Here is a 17,999-nt window from a genome sequence, read left to right as displayed (position 1 = left end):
ACCATAGGTTAAGATAATGGATTGCTAGGCTCTGCGCTGCTTGCTCACGGGAGCTTGACCGCCCTTGAACAAGGTTCGGCTGAGTTGCCATGTCAGAAGTGTTCGTTGGTGCACCTGTGGGGTCCAATCCAGATTGCCCCTGTCTCCCGGAATGCTCGAATGAGGAACTCTCCGTTTGGACCTTGGATTTTGGATGAACAGCACTGTGAGAAAATCTTGGCCTTGTCTCTGATGCGGGCCCCACAGTTGCTGGCGCCGATGAGGTCGTTGCTTGGGGGGGAAGCTCCACTGAAGGGCTCAACTCGGTCTGTTGCGCTGAGAGCGCAGACAGATCGGCAGGCGGGTCAACCCACGCTCCTCTCGTCTGCCCGAGGACTGCAGAGCTTAGGAACACCGCAGGAACGACAGTAGCTTTCCAAGCTTGCTTCCATATAGCTCGCATGACGCTCTCCATAGGTCCAGCGTGACTGATAAGCCTAACTAAAGAACCCTGCGCCAATTCCATTCTGGCATAGGAAAAACAGTCAAACGGGTAATCTGGGCGAAAGAAAGCTCGCCTGCAAGTACCTGAGCTGCTGGGCTCCTGCAACCCAGAATTGAGAACTTGGTGGGATGTATGGTCACACAACGCCATCTCGCCAATGTCCGCACCGGGTCAAGCCTGTGTCAAAACGCCAAGAGGCCGCTCCGTAGAGCAATCTAACTTCCTGTGAGCCCCGATAGACCGAGAAATCTCCGGTACAGGAGCGTGAACTTGTACAAATAGTTCGTCGAGATCAGGACGGCCTGAGTTTTGACACACCATCGGTCAAATCAGGAAATAGAAGCGGATTACAGGAAGGTCCGCTGATAGCACTATCTCGAGCGTTCTCAACGGGTAAACTGATGACTTTTAAACCACGTCAGCACCCGGGGAACTGGGCTTTCGTTTGAGCTATGATGGCCCCGTCGTACGACTACCCAGGATTTCGCATCGCAGGTTGTGGTCTCCCGTGGCCGTCATCCTTAATGGCCAGCAGGCTAATCCAGTCGAAGGCGTCATGCCGCATCGGGCTCCTCCGGCTTCGTGGTGTAGATACGCACGACGGGGAACCCGATGGGCTCGCCCTCGGCCTCAATCTCCTGGCGGATGCGGTCGCCATACTTTTTCGGCGCACGCTTCGACATGATCCACTTGCGCGTCTCGATGCGGGCGCGGGAACGTTGGATGTGCTCGCCGTTGACGACCCAGCCGATAGAGTTCCCATCCTTATCGTGGCGCTCCATCCAGTCGTTGTTCGCGTCGTCGGCAATCTCCAGCAGCTCATCTTCCATCATGTCGAGCTGCAGTTCCCTCGCGCGCGCGTACTGGTCCGCAAATGCCTCGTCCTCAAGCAGCTCCTTGTGGATGACCGAACGTGACGGGATGTGCTCACTGCGGCAAATTTCGCGCAGGGTCTCGCCCTCGGCGATGCGCTCGCAGATTTCCGCCTTGAGGGCTTGGGTGAGGACCCTCGGCCGTCCCACGGGCCGTTTCTCGCTCACGTTCCTACTCGCTTCGGAATTCTGCGCAGCGGCTGGATCGCTATGGCGTCCTCCCAGAGTGCATCGTTGAACGCAGCCATTGCCTGTGGGCCGATCGCCTTCATCTCCGCCATCTTCGCCCTGAGCACCTGCTCCAGGTTCTTGATCCGCGCGGCAAGCTGCAGGGCATAGGTGTAGGCGGGGTACTTGTAGCGGCTCGGCGGACGCGGCGGCTGAAGCCTGAACTCGACCCATCCCTGCTCCGGGGCGGCCGCGAAGCCCGGCTTGGTCCCGATCCATTCGTAGAGCGTGTAAGCCGGGATTTCGAAGAATTGGGCGATGCCGTCTTCGCTGAGGCCGAGGCGGGCCAGGCGCTGCGCCTGATCGGCGTAGGAATCGCGGTATTGGTTCTGCTGTGAAGGCCGCTCGGTCATCGCAAGCCCCTTTGAAGTTCTGCGTTTGTTCTCAGTATCATCGCTTTCGTCTCCTGTGTCTACTGGGCTAAGTGGTCTATCCGCTCGGCAGCTTCGAGCAGCGCCGCAGCCAGGATCCGGGCGTTGGCCGGCGTCAGGCCCAGATCCATCGGCATCTGCGGATGGTGATGGTCGCCCCTTCACGGGGGCGTGGATCGAAACTGGTGATCTCATGAGCCTGTCCGACGCCATCCAAGTCGCCCCTTCACGGGGGCGTGGATCGAAACCAAAAGGACATTGCGTCGGCAGAGGCCCGCCTTCGTCGCCCCTTCACGGGGGCGTGGATCGAAACGGAGGCCGTGGTGATCGAGAACGTCGAGGCCGAACTGGTCGCCCCTTCACGGGGGCGTGGATCGAAACAACGCGTTTACGGTGCTCGAGGAAAAGGCGGCGAGGGTCGCCCCTTCACGGGGGCGTGGATCGAAACAAGGATGATCTCAGCCGCGAAGCCGAGACCCACGGTCGCCCCTTCACGGGGGCGTGGATCGAAACCTCGAGGACGTGATCGAGGAACCGGACTATCTGGAGTCGCCCCTTCACGGGGGCATGGATCGAAACAGCAACAACGCCGTCTAAATCCCACCCCATGCCGAGTCGCCCCTTCACGGGGGTGTGGATCGAAACATTGTCCTGGACCACATCAGCATCGCGATCTCCGGGTCGCCCCTTCACGGGGGCGTGGATCGAAACAGCTTGACGTGCTGTCCAGCCGCTTGGTGATGATGGTCGCCCCTTCACGGGGGCGTGGATCGAAACAGGTGGAATAACCGTGCCCGGGCTGAGGAGGCGAGTCGCCCTTCATAGGGTGTGGGTCGGGAACATTCTGAGTGAGACGACAGAGTTCGGGCTTACCTCTGATTTGCTTCCCATATGCTTCCCAATCCCGAATTTGGGAAGCAGACGAGAGCGCAAACCGATAGGAAAAGGCTCATTAACGCTGTCTCGACCAGCTGTATTGGAGACTGCTAAATGACTGAAAATGAAATGAAACCTGCAATGACCGGCGGCTGCCAGTGCGGCGCGGTCCGTTACGCGCTGATCTCGGAGCCGAGCCATGCCAGCATCTGCCATTGCCGCATGTGCCAGAAGGCTTTCGGCAATTATTTCGCGCCGCTCACCGGAGTCCCGCGACGGGACCTGGTCTGGACCAAGGGGCGGCCCGGGATCTTCAAGAGTTCGGTGGCCGTGGAGCGCGGCTTCTGCCGGGATTGCGGGACTCCGCTCACCTTCGCCTATGTGGAGCGCGACCGGATCACCGTCTCGATCGGCAGCCTGGACGAGCCGGGCCGGATCACGCCGGAGATCCAATACGGGATCGAGAGCAGGCTTCCGGCCTTCGGAATGCTTCACACGCTCCCCGGCGAGCGGACCGAGGATGGCGCGACGCCGGAGGAGTTGCGCAAGATGGCCTCGCGCCAGCACCCGGACCATGAATGAGGGCGCTCCAGTGCGCCCCGGTCTCTCTCGGTCAGGTGCTGCGCTGGCCGGATCGTGATGGCCGGCACGAGGCCGGCCACGACATCGGTGCATCGTGGAACCGCCCCCACCGGCTCGCGCCGTCCGGGACGGGTCGCGCGCTCAAGCGGCCGCCAGGGCAGCCTCGATGGCGGCCAGCGCCGCCTCCGCCCGGGCGCCGTCGGGGCCGCCGGCCTGGGCCATGTCGCGCCGTCCGCCGCCGCCCTTGCCGCCGAGCATTTCCGAGCCGACCCGCACGAGGGCCACCGCATCGACCTTCGCAGTCAGGTCCTCGGTGACGCCGACCACGATACCGGCCTTGCCGTCCTCGGCCACGCCGACGATGGCGACAACGCCCGAGCCGAGGCGCTTCTTGCCCTCATCGGCGAGACTCTTGAGATCCTTCATCTCGACCCCGGTGACCGCTCGGGCCATGAGCTTGATGCCGGCGATGTCCTTGACGGGATCGCTCTCGCCGCCACCGCCGCCCATGGCGAGCTTGCGACGGGCCTCGGCCAGATCCCGCTCGAGCTTGCGGCGCTCTTCCAGAAGCGCCGCCAGACGCGAGGAGACCTCGTCGACCGGCGTCTTGAGGAGGCCCGCGACCTCGCGCAATTTCCGGCTCTCCGCCGCGAGGTGACGCCGGGCGGCATCGCCCGTCATGGCTTCGACGCGGCGGACACCTGCCGCAACGGCATTTTCGCCCACGATGGTGATGACGCCGATATCGCCCGTGCGATTCACATGCGTGCCGCCGCAGAGTTCGACCGAGAAGGCCTTGTTGGTCTCGCCCTTGCCCATGGAGACGACGCGGACCTCGTCGCCGTATTTCTCGCCGAAGAGCGCGCGCGCGCCCGACTCGATCGCCTCATCGACCGCCATGAGCTTGGTAACCACAGGCTCGTTCTGGAGCAGCACCCTGTTGGCGATCTCCTCCACGCGGGCGAGTTCCGCGTCTTCGATGGGCTTCGGGTGACTGAAGTCGAAGCGCAGGCGCTCGGGCGCCACCAGGGAGCCCTTCTGGGCCACGTGATCGCCAAGCACCTGGCGCAGGGCCTCGTGCAGGAGATGGGTGGCCGAATGGTTGGAGCGCACGGCGAAGCGACGCTCGTGGTCGACGATCAGCTCCAGCGACTGACTGAGCTTCAGGGAACCGTGCTCGACGGTGACATGGTGCACGAAGAGGTCGCCGAGCTTCTTCTCGGTCCCCGTCACGAAAACCCGGGCGCCCTCGCCCTGCATGACGCCGGTGTCGCCGACCTGACCGCCCGATTCCCCGTAGAACGGCGTCTGGTTGAGGACCACGAGGCCGGTTTCGCCGGCCTTGAGCTCCGCCACCTCCTGGCCGTCCTTCAGGAGCGCCAGGACGATGCCTTCGGCAGTTTCCGTATCGTAGCCCAGGAATTCGGTCGCGCCGGTGCGTTCTTTCACCGAGAACCACACGGTCTCCGTCGCCGCCTCGCCCGAGCCGGACCAGGCCGCGCGCGCCTTCTCGCGCTGGCGCTCCATGGCAGCATTGAAAGCATCCGTGTCGACGCCGATGCCCCGGGGCTTGAGCGCATCCTGCGTCAGGTCGAGCGGGAAGCCATAGGTGTCGTAGAGCGTGAAGGCCGTGTCGCCGGAGAGGTTCTGGCCCTTGCCCAGCTCGCGGCTCTCCTCGTCGAGGATCGACAGGCCGCGCTCCAGGGTCTTGCGGAAGCGGGTCTCTTCCAGCTTCAGGGTCTCGGTGATCAGCGCCTCGGCGCGGACGAGTTCCGGATAGGCCTGCCCCATCTCGCGCACCAGGGCGGGCACGAGGCGGTACATGAGCGGGTCCTTGGCGCCCAGAAGCTGCGCGTGACGCATGGCCCGGCGCATGATCCGGCGGAGCACGTAGCCGCGCCCCTCGTTCGACGGCAGCACGCCGTCGGCGACGAGGAAGGACGAGGCGCGCAGGTGGTCGGCGATCACGCGGTGCGAGGCCTTGCGGTCGCCTTCGGGCGCCACCCCGGTGGCATGGGCCACGGCCTCGATGAGGGTGCGGAACAGATCCGTGTCGTAGTTCGAATAGACGCCCTGCATGATGGCCGAGATTCGCTCAAGGCCCATGCCGGTATCGATGGACGGTCGGGGAAGGCCGATCCGGTTGCCCGGCTCGATCTGCTCGTATTGCATGAACACGAGGTTCCAGAACTCCAGGAACCGGTCTCCATCCTCCTCGGGGCTTCCCGGAGGGCCACCCCAGAGCTTGTCGCCCTGATCGATGAAGATTTCCGAGCAGGGTCCGCAGGGGCCGGTATCGCCCATCTGCCAGAAATTGTCCGAGGTCGGGATGCGGATGATCTTCGAATCCGAGAACCCGGCGATCTTCTTCCACAGGTTCGCCGCCTCGTCGTCGTCGTGATAGACGGTGACGAGGAGCCTGTCCTTCGGCAGGTTGAATTCCTTGGTGATCAGCCCCCAGGCGAGCTCGATCGCCCGTTCCTTGAAGTAGTCGCCGAACGAGAAGTTGCCGAGCATCTCGAAGAACGTGTGGTGGCGCGCCGTGTAGCCCACGTTGTCGAGGTCGTTGTGCTTGCCGCCGGCGCGGACGCATTTCTGCGAGGTGGTCGCGGTGCTGTAGGGCCGCTTCTCGACGCCGGTGAAGACGTTCTTGAACTGCACCATGCCGGCATTCGTGAACATCAGGGTCGGGTCGTTGCGCGGCACGAGGGGGCTCGAGGCCACGACCTCATGGCCGTTCTTGGCGAAGTATTCGAGAAAGGCCGACCGGATTTCGTTGACGCCGTTCATGTTCATGGGTTTTCAAACTTAAGGTAAGGGCGCTTTTTGCCCGAAAGATCGAGGTGGTGGCTGGTTTTAGCCGTCTGCGCGCGCGCTGTCGAGGCGCGCGTCGTCTATTCTCCCGGGTCGTCCCAGCCTGCCGTCGGGGCCCGGGCCGGGCTCGGCGGTCCCAGGGCGGGATCCGGGCAGGGCGGAAAATGAAAAGACCGCCGCGATCTCTCGCGACGGCCTCTCTTTGCCCTTGAAGGAGAGCAAAAGCTTATTCTGCGGATCCTTCGTCCAGATCGTCGGCGGTCGGGGTCGCCTGCTCCAGGATGCGGTCGGCGAGCAGACCGGCATTCTGGCGGATGAGGGCCTCGATCTTGCCCGCCACCTCGGGATTGTCGCGCAGGAACTGCTTGGCGTTCTCCCGGCCCTGGCCCAGGCGCTGGCTGTCGTAGGAGAACCAGGCACCGGACTTGTCGACGATGCCGGCCTTGACGCCGAGGTCGATGAGCTCGCCCACCTTCGACACGCCTTCGCCGAACATGATGTCGAACTCGACCTGCTTGAAGGGCGGGGCCACCTTGTTCTTCACGACCTTCACACGCACCGAGTTTCCGATCGGATCGTCCCGGTCCTTCAGGGTCGAGACGCGACGGATGTCGAGGCGCACGGACGCGTAGAACTTCAGGGCGTTGCCGCCCGTCGTGGTCTCGGGGCTTCCGTACATCACGCCGATCTTCATGCGGATCTGGTTGATGAAGATCACCATCGTGTTCGAGCGCGAGATCGAGCCGGTGAGCTTGCGCAGGGCCTGGCTCATGAGCCGGGCCTGGAGGCCCGGCTGGACCTCGCCCATCTCGCCGTCGAGCTCCGCCTTCGGGGTGAGCGCCGCAACCGAATCGATGACCAGCACGTCGACCGCGCCCGACCGGACCAGCGTGTCGGCGATCTCGAGCGCCTGCTCGCCCGTGTCGGGCTGCGAGATCAGGAGATCGTCCAGGTTGACGCCGAGCTTGCGCGCATAGACCGGGTCCAGGGCATGCTCCGCGTCCACGAAGGCGCAGACGCCACCCTTCTTCTGCGCCTCGGCGATGGTGTGCAGGGCCAGGGTCGTCTTGCCGGAGGATTCCGGCCCGTAGATCTCGATGATGCGGCCGCGGGGCAGACCACCGACGCCGAGCGCGATGTCGAGGCCGAGAGAACCGGTCGAAACGGTCTCGATCTCCACGGGCTGCTGGCCCTTGCCGAGCCGCATGATCGAGCCTTTGCCGAAGGCGCGCTCGATCTGGGACAGCGCCGCGTCGAGAGCTTTCGATTTATCTTTATCCATTGATGAGCTTTCCACCAGTCGCAGGGAGGACTGTGACATGACCTGACATCCTTATGGCATGGAGGAGGAGTGAATCTCAACGCGGTGTTGAGAGAATATATGTACTCACTTTGTTCCCCCTTACAAGTTCTTTTTTCGTTCTCGTCAGGGAATCCACAACTCTCGGGCCGGGCACGATGCCGCAGGGTTAAAATTCAGGAAATTCAGCAGGTTAGCGGACCATCACCTGCTTCACGATCTCGACCAGCTGGCGCAGGCTGAAGGGCTTGGGCAGAAAGTTGAACTCCTCCCCTTCCGGAAGGTTCTTGCGGAAGGCCTCCTCCGCATAGCCGGACACGAAGATCACCTTCAGGCCGGGGTAGAGCTTGCGCAACTCGCCGAGCAGGGTCGGGCCGTCCATTTCCGGCATGACCACGTCGGAGACCACGAGATCGACCGGGGCGCCGCGCTCCCGGATGATCTCCAGTGCCTCGACGCCGGAGGCAGCCTCGAGCACGGTGTAGCCGCGGGCGGAGAGCGCCCTGGCGTTGACCGCGCGGACGGGGTCCTCGTCCTCGACCAGAAGAATGGTGCCCTGGCCGGTCATGTCGGCGGCCGGCTTCCTGGGCGCATCGGCCTTGGCTTCCTCGGGCGCGTCCTGCACGTCGGGAACGTGCCGCGGCAGGTAGATGCGGAAGGTCGTGCCCTGTCCCGGCGTCGAGTCCACGTCGATATAGCCGCCCGATTGCTTGACGATGCCGAAGACCGTGGAGAGGCCGAGCCCCGTTCCCTTGCCGACTTCCTTGGTGGTGAAGAACGGCTCGAAGATCTTCTCGATTACGTCGGGCGTCATGCCCGAGCCCGTATCGGACACCTCGATGACCACGTAATCCGCCGGCGGCATCGCGCTCACGCCGAGCCGGGCGGCCTCCGCGGCCGCCACGTTCGCCGTGCGGATCGCGAGCTTGCCGCCGCCGGGCATCGCATCGCGGGCATTGACGGCGAGGTTCACCACCACCTGCTCGAACTGGTTGACGTCCGCCTTGACGAACCACAGGTCGCGGCCGTGGCTCAGATCGAGCTCCACGCGCTCGCCCAGCAGGCGCTTGAGCAGCATGGAGAGGTCGTAGAGCCGATCGTTGAGGTTGAGCACTTCCGGCCGCAATGTCTGGCGGCGGGAGAAGGCGAGCAGCTGACGCACCAGGCTGGCGGCCCGGTTCGCGTTCTGCTTGATCTGCATGATGTCCTGGAAGGACGGATCCGTCGGCCGGTGATTGGCGAGCAGCAGGTCGCTGTAGCCGATGATCGCCTGGAGCACGTTGTTGAAGTCGTGGGCCACGCCGCCGGCGAGCTGCCCGACCGCGTTCATCTTCTGGGACTGGGCGAGCTGCTCCTCCACCTTCCGGAAATCGGTCGTGTCGAGAGCGTACAGGATTGCCGTCTCGCCTTCGGCGCCCGTATCGCCGACGGGCGTCGCCCAGACCCGGACGGAGCCAGCGTTCTCTCCCACGGTCTGAAGCTCCAGGGGCGGAATGTCTCCCTTGTTCTCCGCCGCCGCCTTGAGGGCCATTTCGATGGGGCCGCGTTCGCGGACCGTGTCGAGGATGGATGCCCCGGTCACACCGCCCTCGCCCCCGCGGACCAGCGTGCCGAACAGCTTGGAGAACGGCGCGTTGGCATGAACGATCCGGCCGACCTGATCGACGGTCGCGATGGCGATGGGCGTGTTGTTGAAGAACCGGGCGAAGCGCACTTCGGCAGCCCGCTGCCCCTCGTCGACTTCTCCGCCGGCCGAGCGGTTGAGGACAAGGGTCCTGGAAGCGCCCATCCGGCCGTCCTGCCCGAAGGCGATCCGGTGGTAAAGGCGCACGGGGAGAAACTGGCCGTTGCGGCGGCGCAGGTCGAGATCGAACGTCTCCGTGCGAACGCTGCCCGGCTCCCCGGAAAACGACGTCATCATCGACACCACGTCGCGAGGCACGATGTCGGCAAGATTCAGCCCACCCGAGCCGACCTGGGCGAGATCGTAGTCGAGCCATGAGGCAAGAGTGGCGTTCAGGTAGATGATCGAGCCCTCGGGATCGACCGAGAGAAAGCCCGCCGGCGCGTGATCGAGATAGTCGATGGCGTGCTGGAGTTCCTGGAAAACGTTCTCCTGCCGCTCCCGCTCATGGGTCACCTCGCAGATGGTCCAGAGCGCCGCGAGCCGACCGTTGGGGCGCGGTACGGGACGCACGCGCACACGGTACCAGCCGAATTCGTGGGCACCGTTCAACGAGGGCGAGAGACGGATTTCCTCCGTGCCCGTACGATGCTCCCGCGCGGCCTGGGCCAGCCGGTAGATCGCCTCGGAGACTTCGGGCGCTCCCATGAACAGGCGCTCGACGGGACGCACCTCTCCTCCCTGCAGGCCTGCAAAAGACAGGTAGGCTTCGTTGGCATAGGTGATGCGCCCGTCATCCTCGATCACCACGAGGCCGTCCGTCGACGTGTCGGCCATCAGCTTGGTGATATCGTTGCGCGCCGTCCGTCCTGAAAACTGCACGACCCCGATCGACATGGCAAAGAGGAAGAACACGCCCGCCATGGCGAAGAACGCAAGCAGGCCGAGAATGAGGGGCTGGGCTTGGTCCATGCCCAGGAAACGCAGGCTCAGAGTCGCGCCGACGAGGATCCCAGCCAAGAGCAGGACCCACCCGATATGACCATGGCGGTCGGAACGGTCGATGGCCGAGATTTTTGGCGTGTCGCCCTCGTAAGCCATGGAATGTCAAAATCCTCAACGGAGGCGGTGGTGCCCTGTGGCGCCGGCCGCAATGTTGCAGCCAATCGCGTGATCTCTGCCGCTCATCTTACACACTAATCGTTGATCGACCTCTAAGGCGGAGCCACGATCCGACGCAAGGGCCCGGCTGCTCCGCGACCATCGCCATATGACGATTTCGCCATAGGAATTCCCTATTTTCCTTGATGAAAGGGCGAACGGACCCATCTTGGTCCCATCGTCGAGGGCCGATCCTCATCCACATGCCGGTCCGCTGAAGCCCGCGTCCGTTAACCATTTGTTAACCTTGCGGCTGGCTTTCACGGGCAATGTGGTACAACCACCACGGAACGGGCCTGCACGGCCTGCAAACACTTGAGAGTACATCGTGTCATCTCTTTTCGGTATCGAAGCGTCACGGGCAGTCCAGTTCGCGATTGCATTCGCGATCATTCTGATCCTGCTCGTGCTCTTCGGCGTCGTCTTCCGCAAGCTGACAGGCGCCCGACTGATGATGCCCGGCAGCGATCGCGGTCGCGGCAGCCGCCAACCGAGGCTCGGCATCGTCGACGTCTACGATCTCGACCGGCAGCGGCAGCTTCTCCTTCTCCGTCGTGACAATGTCGAACACCTCCTTCTCATCGGCGGCCCCAACGACGTCGTCATCGAGACCAATATCGTTCGCGTCGCCGGTGCCCGCATTCCGGCACCGTCCAACGACACGGGCGTGGAACGGTTCGAGCCGACGCTCGATCAGCCTCCCCGCCCCCCTCAGGTCGAGCCCAACGGCCGCCCCTCCATCGAAACCCAGCTCGCCGCCCAGCTCGGCGCTTTCGTGCGGCGTCCTTCCGAGGATTCCGAGATCGACCAGGAACTCGCACCCGTCGCGTCGGTGAGCGCTTCCGTTCCGGCTCATCCTGAGCCGGCTCTGAAGCCTGACGCGGTCGCCGTTTCGGCTGCCCCGGCCATCCAGGGACTTCGTGCCGAGGCGCGGACGCCCACGGTTCAGACGGCTCAATCCGCTGCGGCCCCGCCCGTGGAGCGCCCGGAGCCGCGCCCGAGCATGGCGCCTCCCCCGTTCCAGTCGCGCCCGACACCGGTTCCTCCGCCCCCTCCGGCGCCGCCGGAACCGATCCGGGAACCGGCACCGGTCGACCGTCCAGCCGCGGCCGAGCGGCCCGGTCCCGGCGCGGGTCTCCTGTCGGACATGGCAAAGCAGCTCGAAGAGGCGCTGAAGCGCCCCGCGAATCCGGCTCCCGTACCCCCGGTCGCTCCGGCGCCTGGAGCCGGCGCCTCCGAGCCTGAGGAGGCCCGGGACGAAGACGAGATCCTCGAACCGACGCCGGCCGAAACGGAACATGTCGCCGTGTACGACCGCCAGGACGAAGACGATCGCCCGCCGGCCCCGGAGCCCGCGCCTGCGGCCAGACCAACGCCGGCCCCCGAGCCGATCCGGCCGGTGCCTCCTCCTCCGCCGATGACGGCCCCCCTCCCGCCGCAGGCGAAAGAGCCGCCCGCCGCCCCCCAGAAGCCGACGGACCCGTTTTCCGTCGAGGATATAGAGGCGGAGTTCGCCCGCCTCCTGGGACGTCCGCTCGACCCTTCCAAGAAGGGCTGACGCTTTCCGACGGACGCGAGACGCAAAGAAAAAGGGCTCCGCAAGCGGAGCCCTTTCGACGTTGCTTAAAAGGATCTCAGTCGTCCCGGTAGACTCGTTCGTTCCGCTCGTGACGCTCCTGCGCCTCGAGGGATAGCGTTGCAATGGGACGCGCTTCCAGGCGCTTCAAGGAGATCGGATCCCCGGTCTCCTCGCAATAGCCGTAAGAGCCGTCCTCGATCCGCGCGAGCGCGGCATCGATCTTGGCAATGAGCTTGCGCTGGCGATCCCTGGCACGAAGCTCGATGGCGCGGTCCGTTTCCGAGGAGGCGCGATCCGCAAGGTCAGGATGGTTCTCGTTCTCGCTCTGCAAGGTGGCGAGGGTTTCCTGAGCCTCTTTGAGGATATCGTGCTTCCAACGGATCAGCTTGCGCCTGAAGTACTCCCTTTGCCGTTCATTCATGAAGGGCTCGTCTTCTGTCGGACGATAACCCTCATCAATCACGATGTCTGTCATGTTCAGCCGTTCTTCCCCGATGAACCGTGGCGCCCCTATATAGGCAAGCAGGGTCGGCGACAACGATATTAAGCGTCATCGATTTGTCTAAGAGGCCCGAGCACCTCTTTTGCACCTTGGAAAGGTCGGGCGTGCACGATTTGCCGCACCCGTCAGGAGGCCGCGGCCTCCGCCCGGCTGATCAGCTCCCCGGCGACATCGCCGATCTTCGGAGCCTCCTCGCGGATGAACGGGAGCGGACGGCAGACGGACAGGGCCGCGAGGCCGAAGCGGGCGGTCATGAGCCCGTTCAGCACCCCCTCCCCGAGCTTGGCCGAGATCCGCGCCGCAAGGCCCAGACCCAGCACCTGCTGCATGAGGCTGTCGCCCACGGCCATGCCTCCCGTGACCGCGAGGTGGTTGAAAGCCGCCTTGGCGAGGCGCAGGAACCCGAACAGGCCGGGCCGCCCGCCATAGATTCGCGAGAGGGTCCGCAACAGCCGCACCGCCGCGAAGACCACGAAGGCCACGTCCACGATGGCCCGGGGGCTCACCGCCGTGACGAGAGAGACCTGTTTCGCCGCCCCGGCAATGGCCCGCCTGGCCTGCAGATCGAGGGGTGCCAGCAGCTCGCGTTCGGCGATGGCGAGCCGGTCGTCCGCATCGATGATCTCGTCGGTGAGGCCGCGCAGGCGCGCGCTCCCCGGCGCCGCAGAGGCGCGGCCGCCATACAGGGTCAGGAGATCGGACACGATGCCCTTGGCGGCCTTGTGGTCCTTGACCGCAAGCGCGTCGATCGCGGCCTCCCTCAGGCCTTCGATCTTCTGCTCGCGCCAGATCCCCGCCACCTCGCGGCCGATGATGGCGAAGAACGCCAGGAGGGCGAGGATCGCGAGGCCGAGCGCCACCCAGCCGAGCCACGGCGCAAGGGCATAAAGCTCGACGATCAGGTTCTCGACCGCGAGCCCGAGGCCCAGCACGAGGAGGCCCGACAAGGCGGAGATCAGGATGCCGAGCCACGGGGCACGGCGCTTCTCGCCCATGGGCACCAGCACGCCGTCCGCGGCCTCGATCGCGTCGAAAGGCTCCTCCGTGACCTGCACGGCCCCGGCCGTGACATTCGGATCGTCGAGGCGATAGGCGCGAGGTTGACGGCTCATGCGAAGCGATCCCCAAGGAGGAATTCAAGGGCCCGGTCGAGGCGGATATGGGGCATCTTGGCCATGCGGCCCGCCGCATCGACCGGCAGTTTCGGCGGACGAAAGCGCGGAAATCGGAACGATCCCGGCGGGATAGCGCCCTGGAACACGGCCTCCGGCGTCTCCGGCAGCTCGCCCGGAAAGATCGCCGCTTCCGCCTCGCCGTCGAAGATCTCGTCCCCGACCCGCTCGCCGGCCTCGGGAACTCCGGCGACCGCCCGCAGGGTCTCGCGGCCCTCGCGGATGGTCGTCTCGCGGGTCGCCCGCACGGAGGCGAGCGCCACCGTCCCGACCCGCGCCCCGGCAGCCTCGGTCCGGCGCGAGGCGCGGTTCACGAGAAGGCGCAGGATCGCGTCCAGGCGGTCGTGATCCGTGTGGTGGATGTGATCGGCCTTGGTGGCCGCGAAAAGGACCCGGTCGGCCCGCGGCGAGAAAAGGCGCGACAGCAGCGTGTTGCGTCCGGTCCGGAACGCCATGAGCACCTGATCCAGCGCTTCCTCCAGTTCCGCGAGGGCCACGGGACCGGCGTCGATGGCCGCCAGCACATCGACGAGCACGATCTGGCGGTCGATGCGCTGGAAATGATCGCGAAAGAAGGGTCGGACCACATGGGTCTTGTAGGCCTCGAAGCGTCGCTCCATGAGGGCCGCGAAGCTGCCCGGCGCGATCGGCTGCCCGTGAGGCAGATCGAGCGGCGCGAAGGTCAGGGCGGGCGAGCCCGCGAGGTCGCCCGGCATGAGGAACCGGCCCGGCGGCGTGGTGGCGACGGCCTCCGAGCCGGCGCGCAGGGCCGTGAGATAATCCTTGAAGGCCTCGCTCGCCTTCGACGCGAGCATCTCGTCGGACGCCCCTGAAGGATCGAGCGCTTTCAAGGTTTCGTGCCAGCTCCCGGCAACAGGGACGCGATCGCGCTTGCGGCTTGCTTCGATCGTCTGCCGGGACCACTCGGCGTAGCCGGCATCGAGGAGCGCAAGGTCGAGCAGCCACTCGCCCGGGTAATCCACGATGTCGAGGGCGAGAGAGGCCGGCCCCGGGCGCCAGCCGGACTTGCGCTCGTATTCCACATCCACGCGCAACTCGCTGATCCGGTTGGTGGATTGCGGCCAGCGCCGGCTCTCCGTGAGGGCCGCCATGTGCTCCTCGTAAGGAAAGCGCGGCACCGCGTCGTCCGGCTGATGGGCCAGATGGGCCCGCCGGATCCGCCCCTCGGCGGAAGCCCGGAAGGCGGGCAGGCTCGTGCCGCGGGTGAGGTGATGCACGAGCGCGGTGGTGAAGACCGTCTTGCCGGACCGGGCGAGCCCCGTGACGCCGAGGCGGAGGGAGGGCTGGATCAGCTGGCCGGAAGCCTCCCAGATCGATTGCGCGGCGGACCCGGCGCGGGAGGCGAGATCGGTGATGACGGACACGAAGATGAACCTAATGCTCTCAAGCCAAGCTCGAAGGTGGGGCTTGAAGTCCTAACGTGCAAGACAGCGTCAGCGCTCCACGCTCGGCGCGGGGGTCCGGGAGAGGTCGGCCTTCCTCTCGTCGGACTTCGCATTCTCCTTCAGCCGCGCGGCTGCCCGTTCGACGGCTTCCTCCACCAGGTCGGGGCTGGCGCGCAGCGCCCCGAGCTCGAAGGCCGACATCGCCAGCATCACGTGGGTCAGGTTCGGTTGAGGCGTGCCGTCCTCGGCGAACAGCTTGAGATCGTCGGTGGGCTTCAACCCGAGACCTTCGACCATGCGGCCCGCATAGTTGCGGTGGCGCTGCTCCTCGGACGGACAGGCGGCAGCCACCTGAACCGTCCGGCTGGGCTTCGGGGCCGCAGAGGCGGCAACCGCCGGCTCCGTCGCCGGTCTGCGCCGGGCGATGGCCTGCGGCTGCGGCGCCTTCGCCTTCTCGCCCATGCCCTCGGCGATGCTCGGGACCCGGTACTGCGGCGACCGCGGCGCCATCGGAATCACCATGGACACCCGACCCGGCCTGCCTCCAGGGCCGGCTTTCGCCGTATAGCGCACGCCGCCGCCCGTCTTGCGGCGCGAGGCGAGGTACTGAGCCCGCACGGTGCCGCCGATGCCTCTCACCGCCAGCATGGCGATCCCGCCGATGCCCGTCGCGACGCCGCATTCGGCCGGAGCCCAGCGGCGAACGATGTCCAGGGCGGACTTGCGGTTGAATTCCAGGTAATAGCGTCGCAACAGGGTGGCGGCGGCGTCGGCTCCGTGATCGGCGGAGATGAAGCCGACATGGCCCTCGCCGTCGGTGGCGAGTTCGCCGTTCCAACGGGCGCTCTTGATGCACCAGTAGTTGTTGAGCTTGACGCAGCGGGTGACGAAGGGGCGCTCGGCCTTGAGAAGAGCCGCCATGGCCACGACGGGTTTCGGCTCCAGGGCCGCCATGGCCTCTCGGCGCCAGTTCGTGACTTCGCGACGCTCCGGCTCATAGCGCGCCTGCTGAGCGGCCGCCTCCCGGACAGGCCGCGAGGGCGTTTCGCCCGCACCGTGATCATCCCCGGGCAGGAGGGCACGCAGCGCAAGGGCGATCGCAAGAACCATCTGAGGCGTCATGGTAAGGATCAGCCCCCGCTTCGGCCGAAAAGGATGGAAAAGCTTTCAGGCAGAACGATGGTAGGGCCGATCGGTTCAGTCTCAATGCATGATGCTGGTCCTTCGGGCGCAATCGACGTCTCAAGCATCGGCCGCGTCATCGACCTCACGCCCGATGCTTCGAGCTTTTGCTTGGGAGCATCATGCATACGAAAGCGGGCCATGAGCGTGACCCTCCCCACGTCATCACCGGGCTTGTCCCGGTGATCCCGCTTCTGTAGGGCGCGGCGCTCTTCCGATCGGGATGGCCGGCACAAGGCCGGCCATGACGTGGGGAGGGTGTCGGCACGGGTCACACACCCTCCCACGTCATCGCCGGGCTTGTCCCGGTGACCTCGATCGCAAGACCGCCGAGCACATCGTGCAGACGAAAGCGGGCCTCGAGCGTGACCCGAACGATGCGCCCCTTCAGGATGTGAGCATCGGATCCGATGCTCTAGTCGTCCTCTCCGTTCCCGAGGGATTTGGGCGTCACGAAGCGCTCGAGAGTCCCGGATTTCGGCTTGATCGCGCTCCAGGCCTCAAGCGGGAAGTCGATGACGGCAAGGCCGGCGGTCGGGTATTTCTGTCCGAGCCGCAGGATCCCGTCGACATCACCCTCGCCGATGAGAAGCTTCGCGAGTTCCTCGAAGCCGGGATTGTGGCCGATCATCAGCAGGGTCCCGACCCCGGGCTCCACCTCCTGCACGACATCCATGAGCCGCCCGACGGGCGCCTCGTAGATCCTCCCGTCGCGGCGGGTCTCGATGTCGCCGAGGATCGACTGAACCCTCTCCCAGGTCTCCTCCGTCCGACGCGCCGGCGAGAGGATGACGAGATCGGGCTCCAGCCGCTCCCTCTTGAGATAGGTTCCCATGACGGGAGCCGCCTCCTGCCCCCGCTTGGCGAGAGGCCGGTCCAGGTCGAGGACACCGGACGGCCAGCCGGCCTTGGCGTGACGGAGGAGCAGGAGGCGAAGCATCAGCGCCCGTCCCGTCTGGCGATGAAGGCCAGCTTCTCGAACAGGCTCACATCCTGCTCGTTCTTCAGCAAAGCCCCATGAAGTGGCGGGATGAGCTTGCGGGTATCGCGCTCCCGGAGTTGCTCAGGGCCGATGTCCTCGGAGAGCAGGAGCTTGAGCCAGTCGAGCAGTTCCGAGGTGGAGGGCTTCTTGCGCAGACCGGGAACGTCCCGCACCTCGAAGAAGATCTTCAGGGCCTCCTCGACCAACCGGTGCTTGATGCCGGGATAGTGCACCTCGACGATCCGACCCATGGTCTCCGCGTCCGGGAACCGGATGTAATGGAAGAAGCAGCGGCGCAGGAAGGCGTCCGGAAGCTCCTTCTCGTTGTTGGACGTGATGATCACGATGGGGCGTCGGGCGGCCTTCACGGTCTCGCCGGTCTCGTAGACGAAGAACTCCATGCGATCGAGCTCGAGCAGGAGGTCGTTCGGGAACTCGATGTCGGCCTTGTCGATCTCGTCGATGAGCAGCACGGGCCGCACCTCGGACGCGAAGGCCTCCCAGAGTTTGCCCCGCTTGATGTAGTGGCGGATGTCGGACACCCGTGGGTCGCCGAGCTGGCTGTCGCGCAGTCGTGACACCGCATCGTACTCGTAAAGCCCCTGCTGGGCCTTGGTGGTCGACTTGATGTGCCAGGTCAGGAGCGGTGCGTTCAGGCTCCGGGCGATCTCCTCGGCCAGGACCGACTTCCCCGTGCCGGGCTCCCCCTTCACCAGAAGGGGCCGCTCCAGGGTGATGGCCGCATTGACGGCCACCGTCAGGTCCTCGGTCGCCACATAGGTGTCGGTTCCGGCAAAACGCGCCATTCTCACCATTCCTCGGTTTCTTCCAGACCCTAATTCCTGCCCCCGCCTTTCGGCAATC

General features: G+C 65.3%; 13 protein-coding genes and 1 CRISPR repeat array. Of the genes, 2 read left to right on the top strand and 11 right to left on the bottom strand.

The window, feature by feature from the left end; translation table 11 throughout:
* Positions 1–1,038: 1,038 nt before the first annotated feature.
* Both NF876_RS15880 and NF876_RS15875 read right to left on the bottom strand, forming a co-directional pair.
* The gene (locus NF876_RS15880; protein ID WP_262269762.1) at positions 1,039–1,524 is read right to left on the bottom strand and encodes a terminase small subunit-like protein; all 486 of its coding nucleotides are present in this window, start codon (positions 1,522–1,524) and stop codon (positions 1,039–1,041) included.
* Positions 1,521–1,937, bottom strand: coding sequence for a hypothetical protein (locus tag NF876_RS15875; protein ID WP_262269761.1), 417 nt, complete (start codon positions 1,935–1,937; stop codon positions 1,521–1,523). Before NF876_RS15875 ends, NF876_RS15880 begins: the two co-directional genes overlap by 4 nt.
* Before the next feature lie 170 nt (positions 1,938–2,107).
* Positions 2,108–2,732: direct repeats of the CRISPR family, unit length 31 nt; unit sequence GTCGCCCCTTCACGGGGGCGTGGATCGAAAC.
* Between the two features lie 213 nt (positions 2,733–2,945).
* Here NF876_RS15875 and NF876_RS15870 point away from each other — a divergent pair.
* Positions 2,946–3,413 (top strand): GFA family protein, encoded by a 468-nt coding sequence (locus NF876_RS15870; protein ID WP_262269760.1) that lies wholly within the window; start codon positions 2,946–2,948, stop codon positions 3,411–3,413.
* Positions 3,414–3,554: 141 nt separating this feature from the next.
* Here the strand turns inward: NF876_RS15870 and alaS are convergent, their stop codons facing one another.
* The 3 genes from alaS to cckA all read right to left on the bottom strand — a co-directional run bounded on the left by alaS (position 3,555) and on the right by cckA (position 10,252).
* Complete coding sequence (gene alaS, locus NF876_RS15865; RefSeq protein WP_262269772.1) at positions 3,555–6,203, bottom strand: alanine--tRNA ligase; 2,649 nt, start codon at positions 6,201–6,203, stop codon at positions 3,555–3,557.
* Between the two features lie 250 nt (positions 6,204–6,453).
* Positions 6,454–7,548: a recombinase RecA gene (gene recA / locus NF876_RS15860; protein ID WP_009489491.1), complete on the bottom strand. Its 1,095-nt coding sequence runs from the start codon at positions 7,546–7,548 to the stop codon at positions 6,454–6,456.
* 172 nt (positions 7,549–7,720) lie between these two features.
* Entirely contained in the window at positions 7,721–10,252 is a 2,532-nt protein-coding gene (cckA, locus tag NF876_RS15855; RefSeq protein ID WP_262269759.1) for a cell cycle histidine kinase CckA, read from the bottom strand.
* Between the two features lie 388 nt (positions 10,253–10,640).
* Here cckA and NF876_RS15850 point away from each other — a divergent pair, with 388 nt between their 5' ends.
* The gene (locus NF876_RS15850) at positions 10,641–11,870 is read left to right on the top strand and encodes a hypothetical protein (RefSeq protein ID WP_262269758.1); all 1,230 of its coding nucleotides are present in this window, start codon (positions 10,641–10,643) and stop codon (positions 11,868–11,870) included.
* Between the two features lie 76 nt (positions 11,871–11,946).
* Here the strand turns inward: NF876_RS15850 and dksA are convergent, their stop codons facing one another.
* The 6 genes from dksA to NF876_RS15820 all read right to left on the bottom strand — a co-directional run bounded on the left by dksA (position 11,947) and on the right by NF876_RS15820 (position 17,941).
* Positions 11,947–12,366: an RNA polymerase-binding protein DksA gene (gene dksA / locus NF876_RS15845; RefSeq protein ID WP_009489488.1), complete on the bottom strand. Its 420-nt coding sequence runs from the start codon at positions 12,364–12,366 to the stop codon at positions 11,947–11,949.
* A gap of 152 nt (positions 12,367–12,518) precedes the next feature.
* Positions 12,519–13,505, bottom strand: coding sequence for a YcjF family protein (locus NF876_RS15840; RefSeq protein WP_262269757.1), 987 nt, complete (start codon positions 13,503–13,505; stop codon positions 12,519–12,521).
* Positions 13,502–14,950 (bottom strand): YcjX family GTP-binding protein, encoded by a 1,449-nt coding sequence (locus NF876_RS15835; RefSeq protein WP_262269756.1) that lies wholly within the window; start codon positions 14,948–14,950, stop codon positions 13,502–13,504. Before NF876_RS15835 ends, NF876_RS15840 begins: the two co-directional genes overlap by 4 nt.
* A gap of 69 nt (positions 14,951–15,019) precedes the next feature.
* Positions 15,020–16,081: a hypothetical protein gene (locus NF876_RS15830; protein ID WP_262269755.1), complete on the bottom strand. Its 1,062-nt coding sequence runs from the start codon at positions 16,079–16,081 to the stop codon at positions 15,020–15,022.
* 487 nt (positions 16,082–16,568) lie between these two features.
* Positions 16,569–17,093: a SixA phosphatase family protein gene (locus NF876_RS15825; protein WP_262269754.1), complete on the bottom strand. Its 525-nt coding sequence runs from the start codon at positions 17,091–17,093 to the stop codon at positions 16,569–16,571.
* Positions 17,093–17,941, bottom strand: a complete 849-nt coding sequence (locus tag NF876_RS15820; protein ID WP_262269753.1) for an AAA family ATPase — start codon at positions 17,939–17,941, stop codon at positions 17,093–17,095. Before NF876_RS15820 ends, NF876_RS15825 begins: the two co-directional genes overlap by 1 nt.
* Positions 17,942–17,999 lie beyond the last annotated feature (58 nt).

The organism is Microvirga yunnanensis (assembly GCF_025460875.1).
Note: the sequence above shows the minus strand (reverse complement) of the source record. Positions and strands in the feature narration are given on the sequence as shown.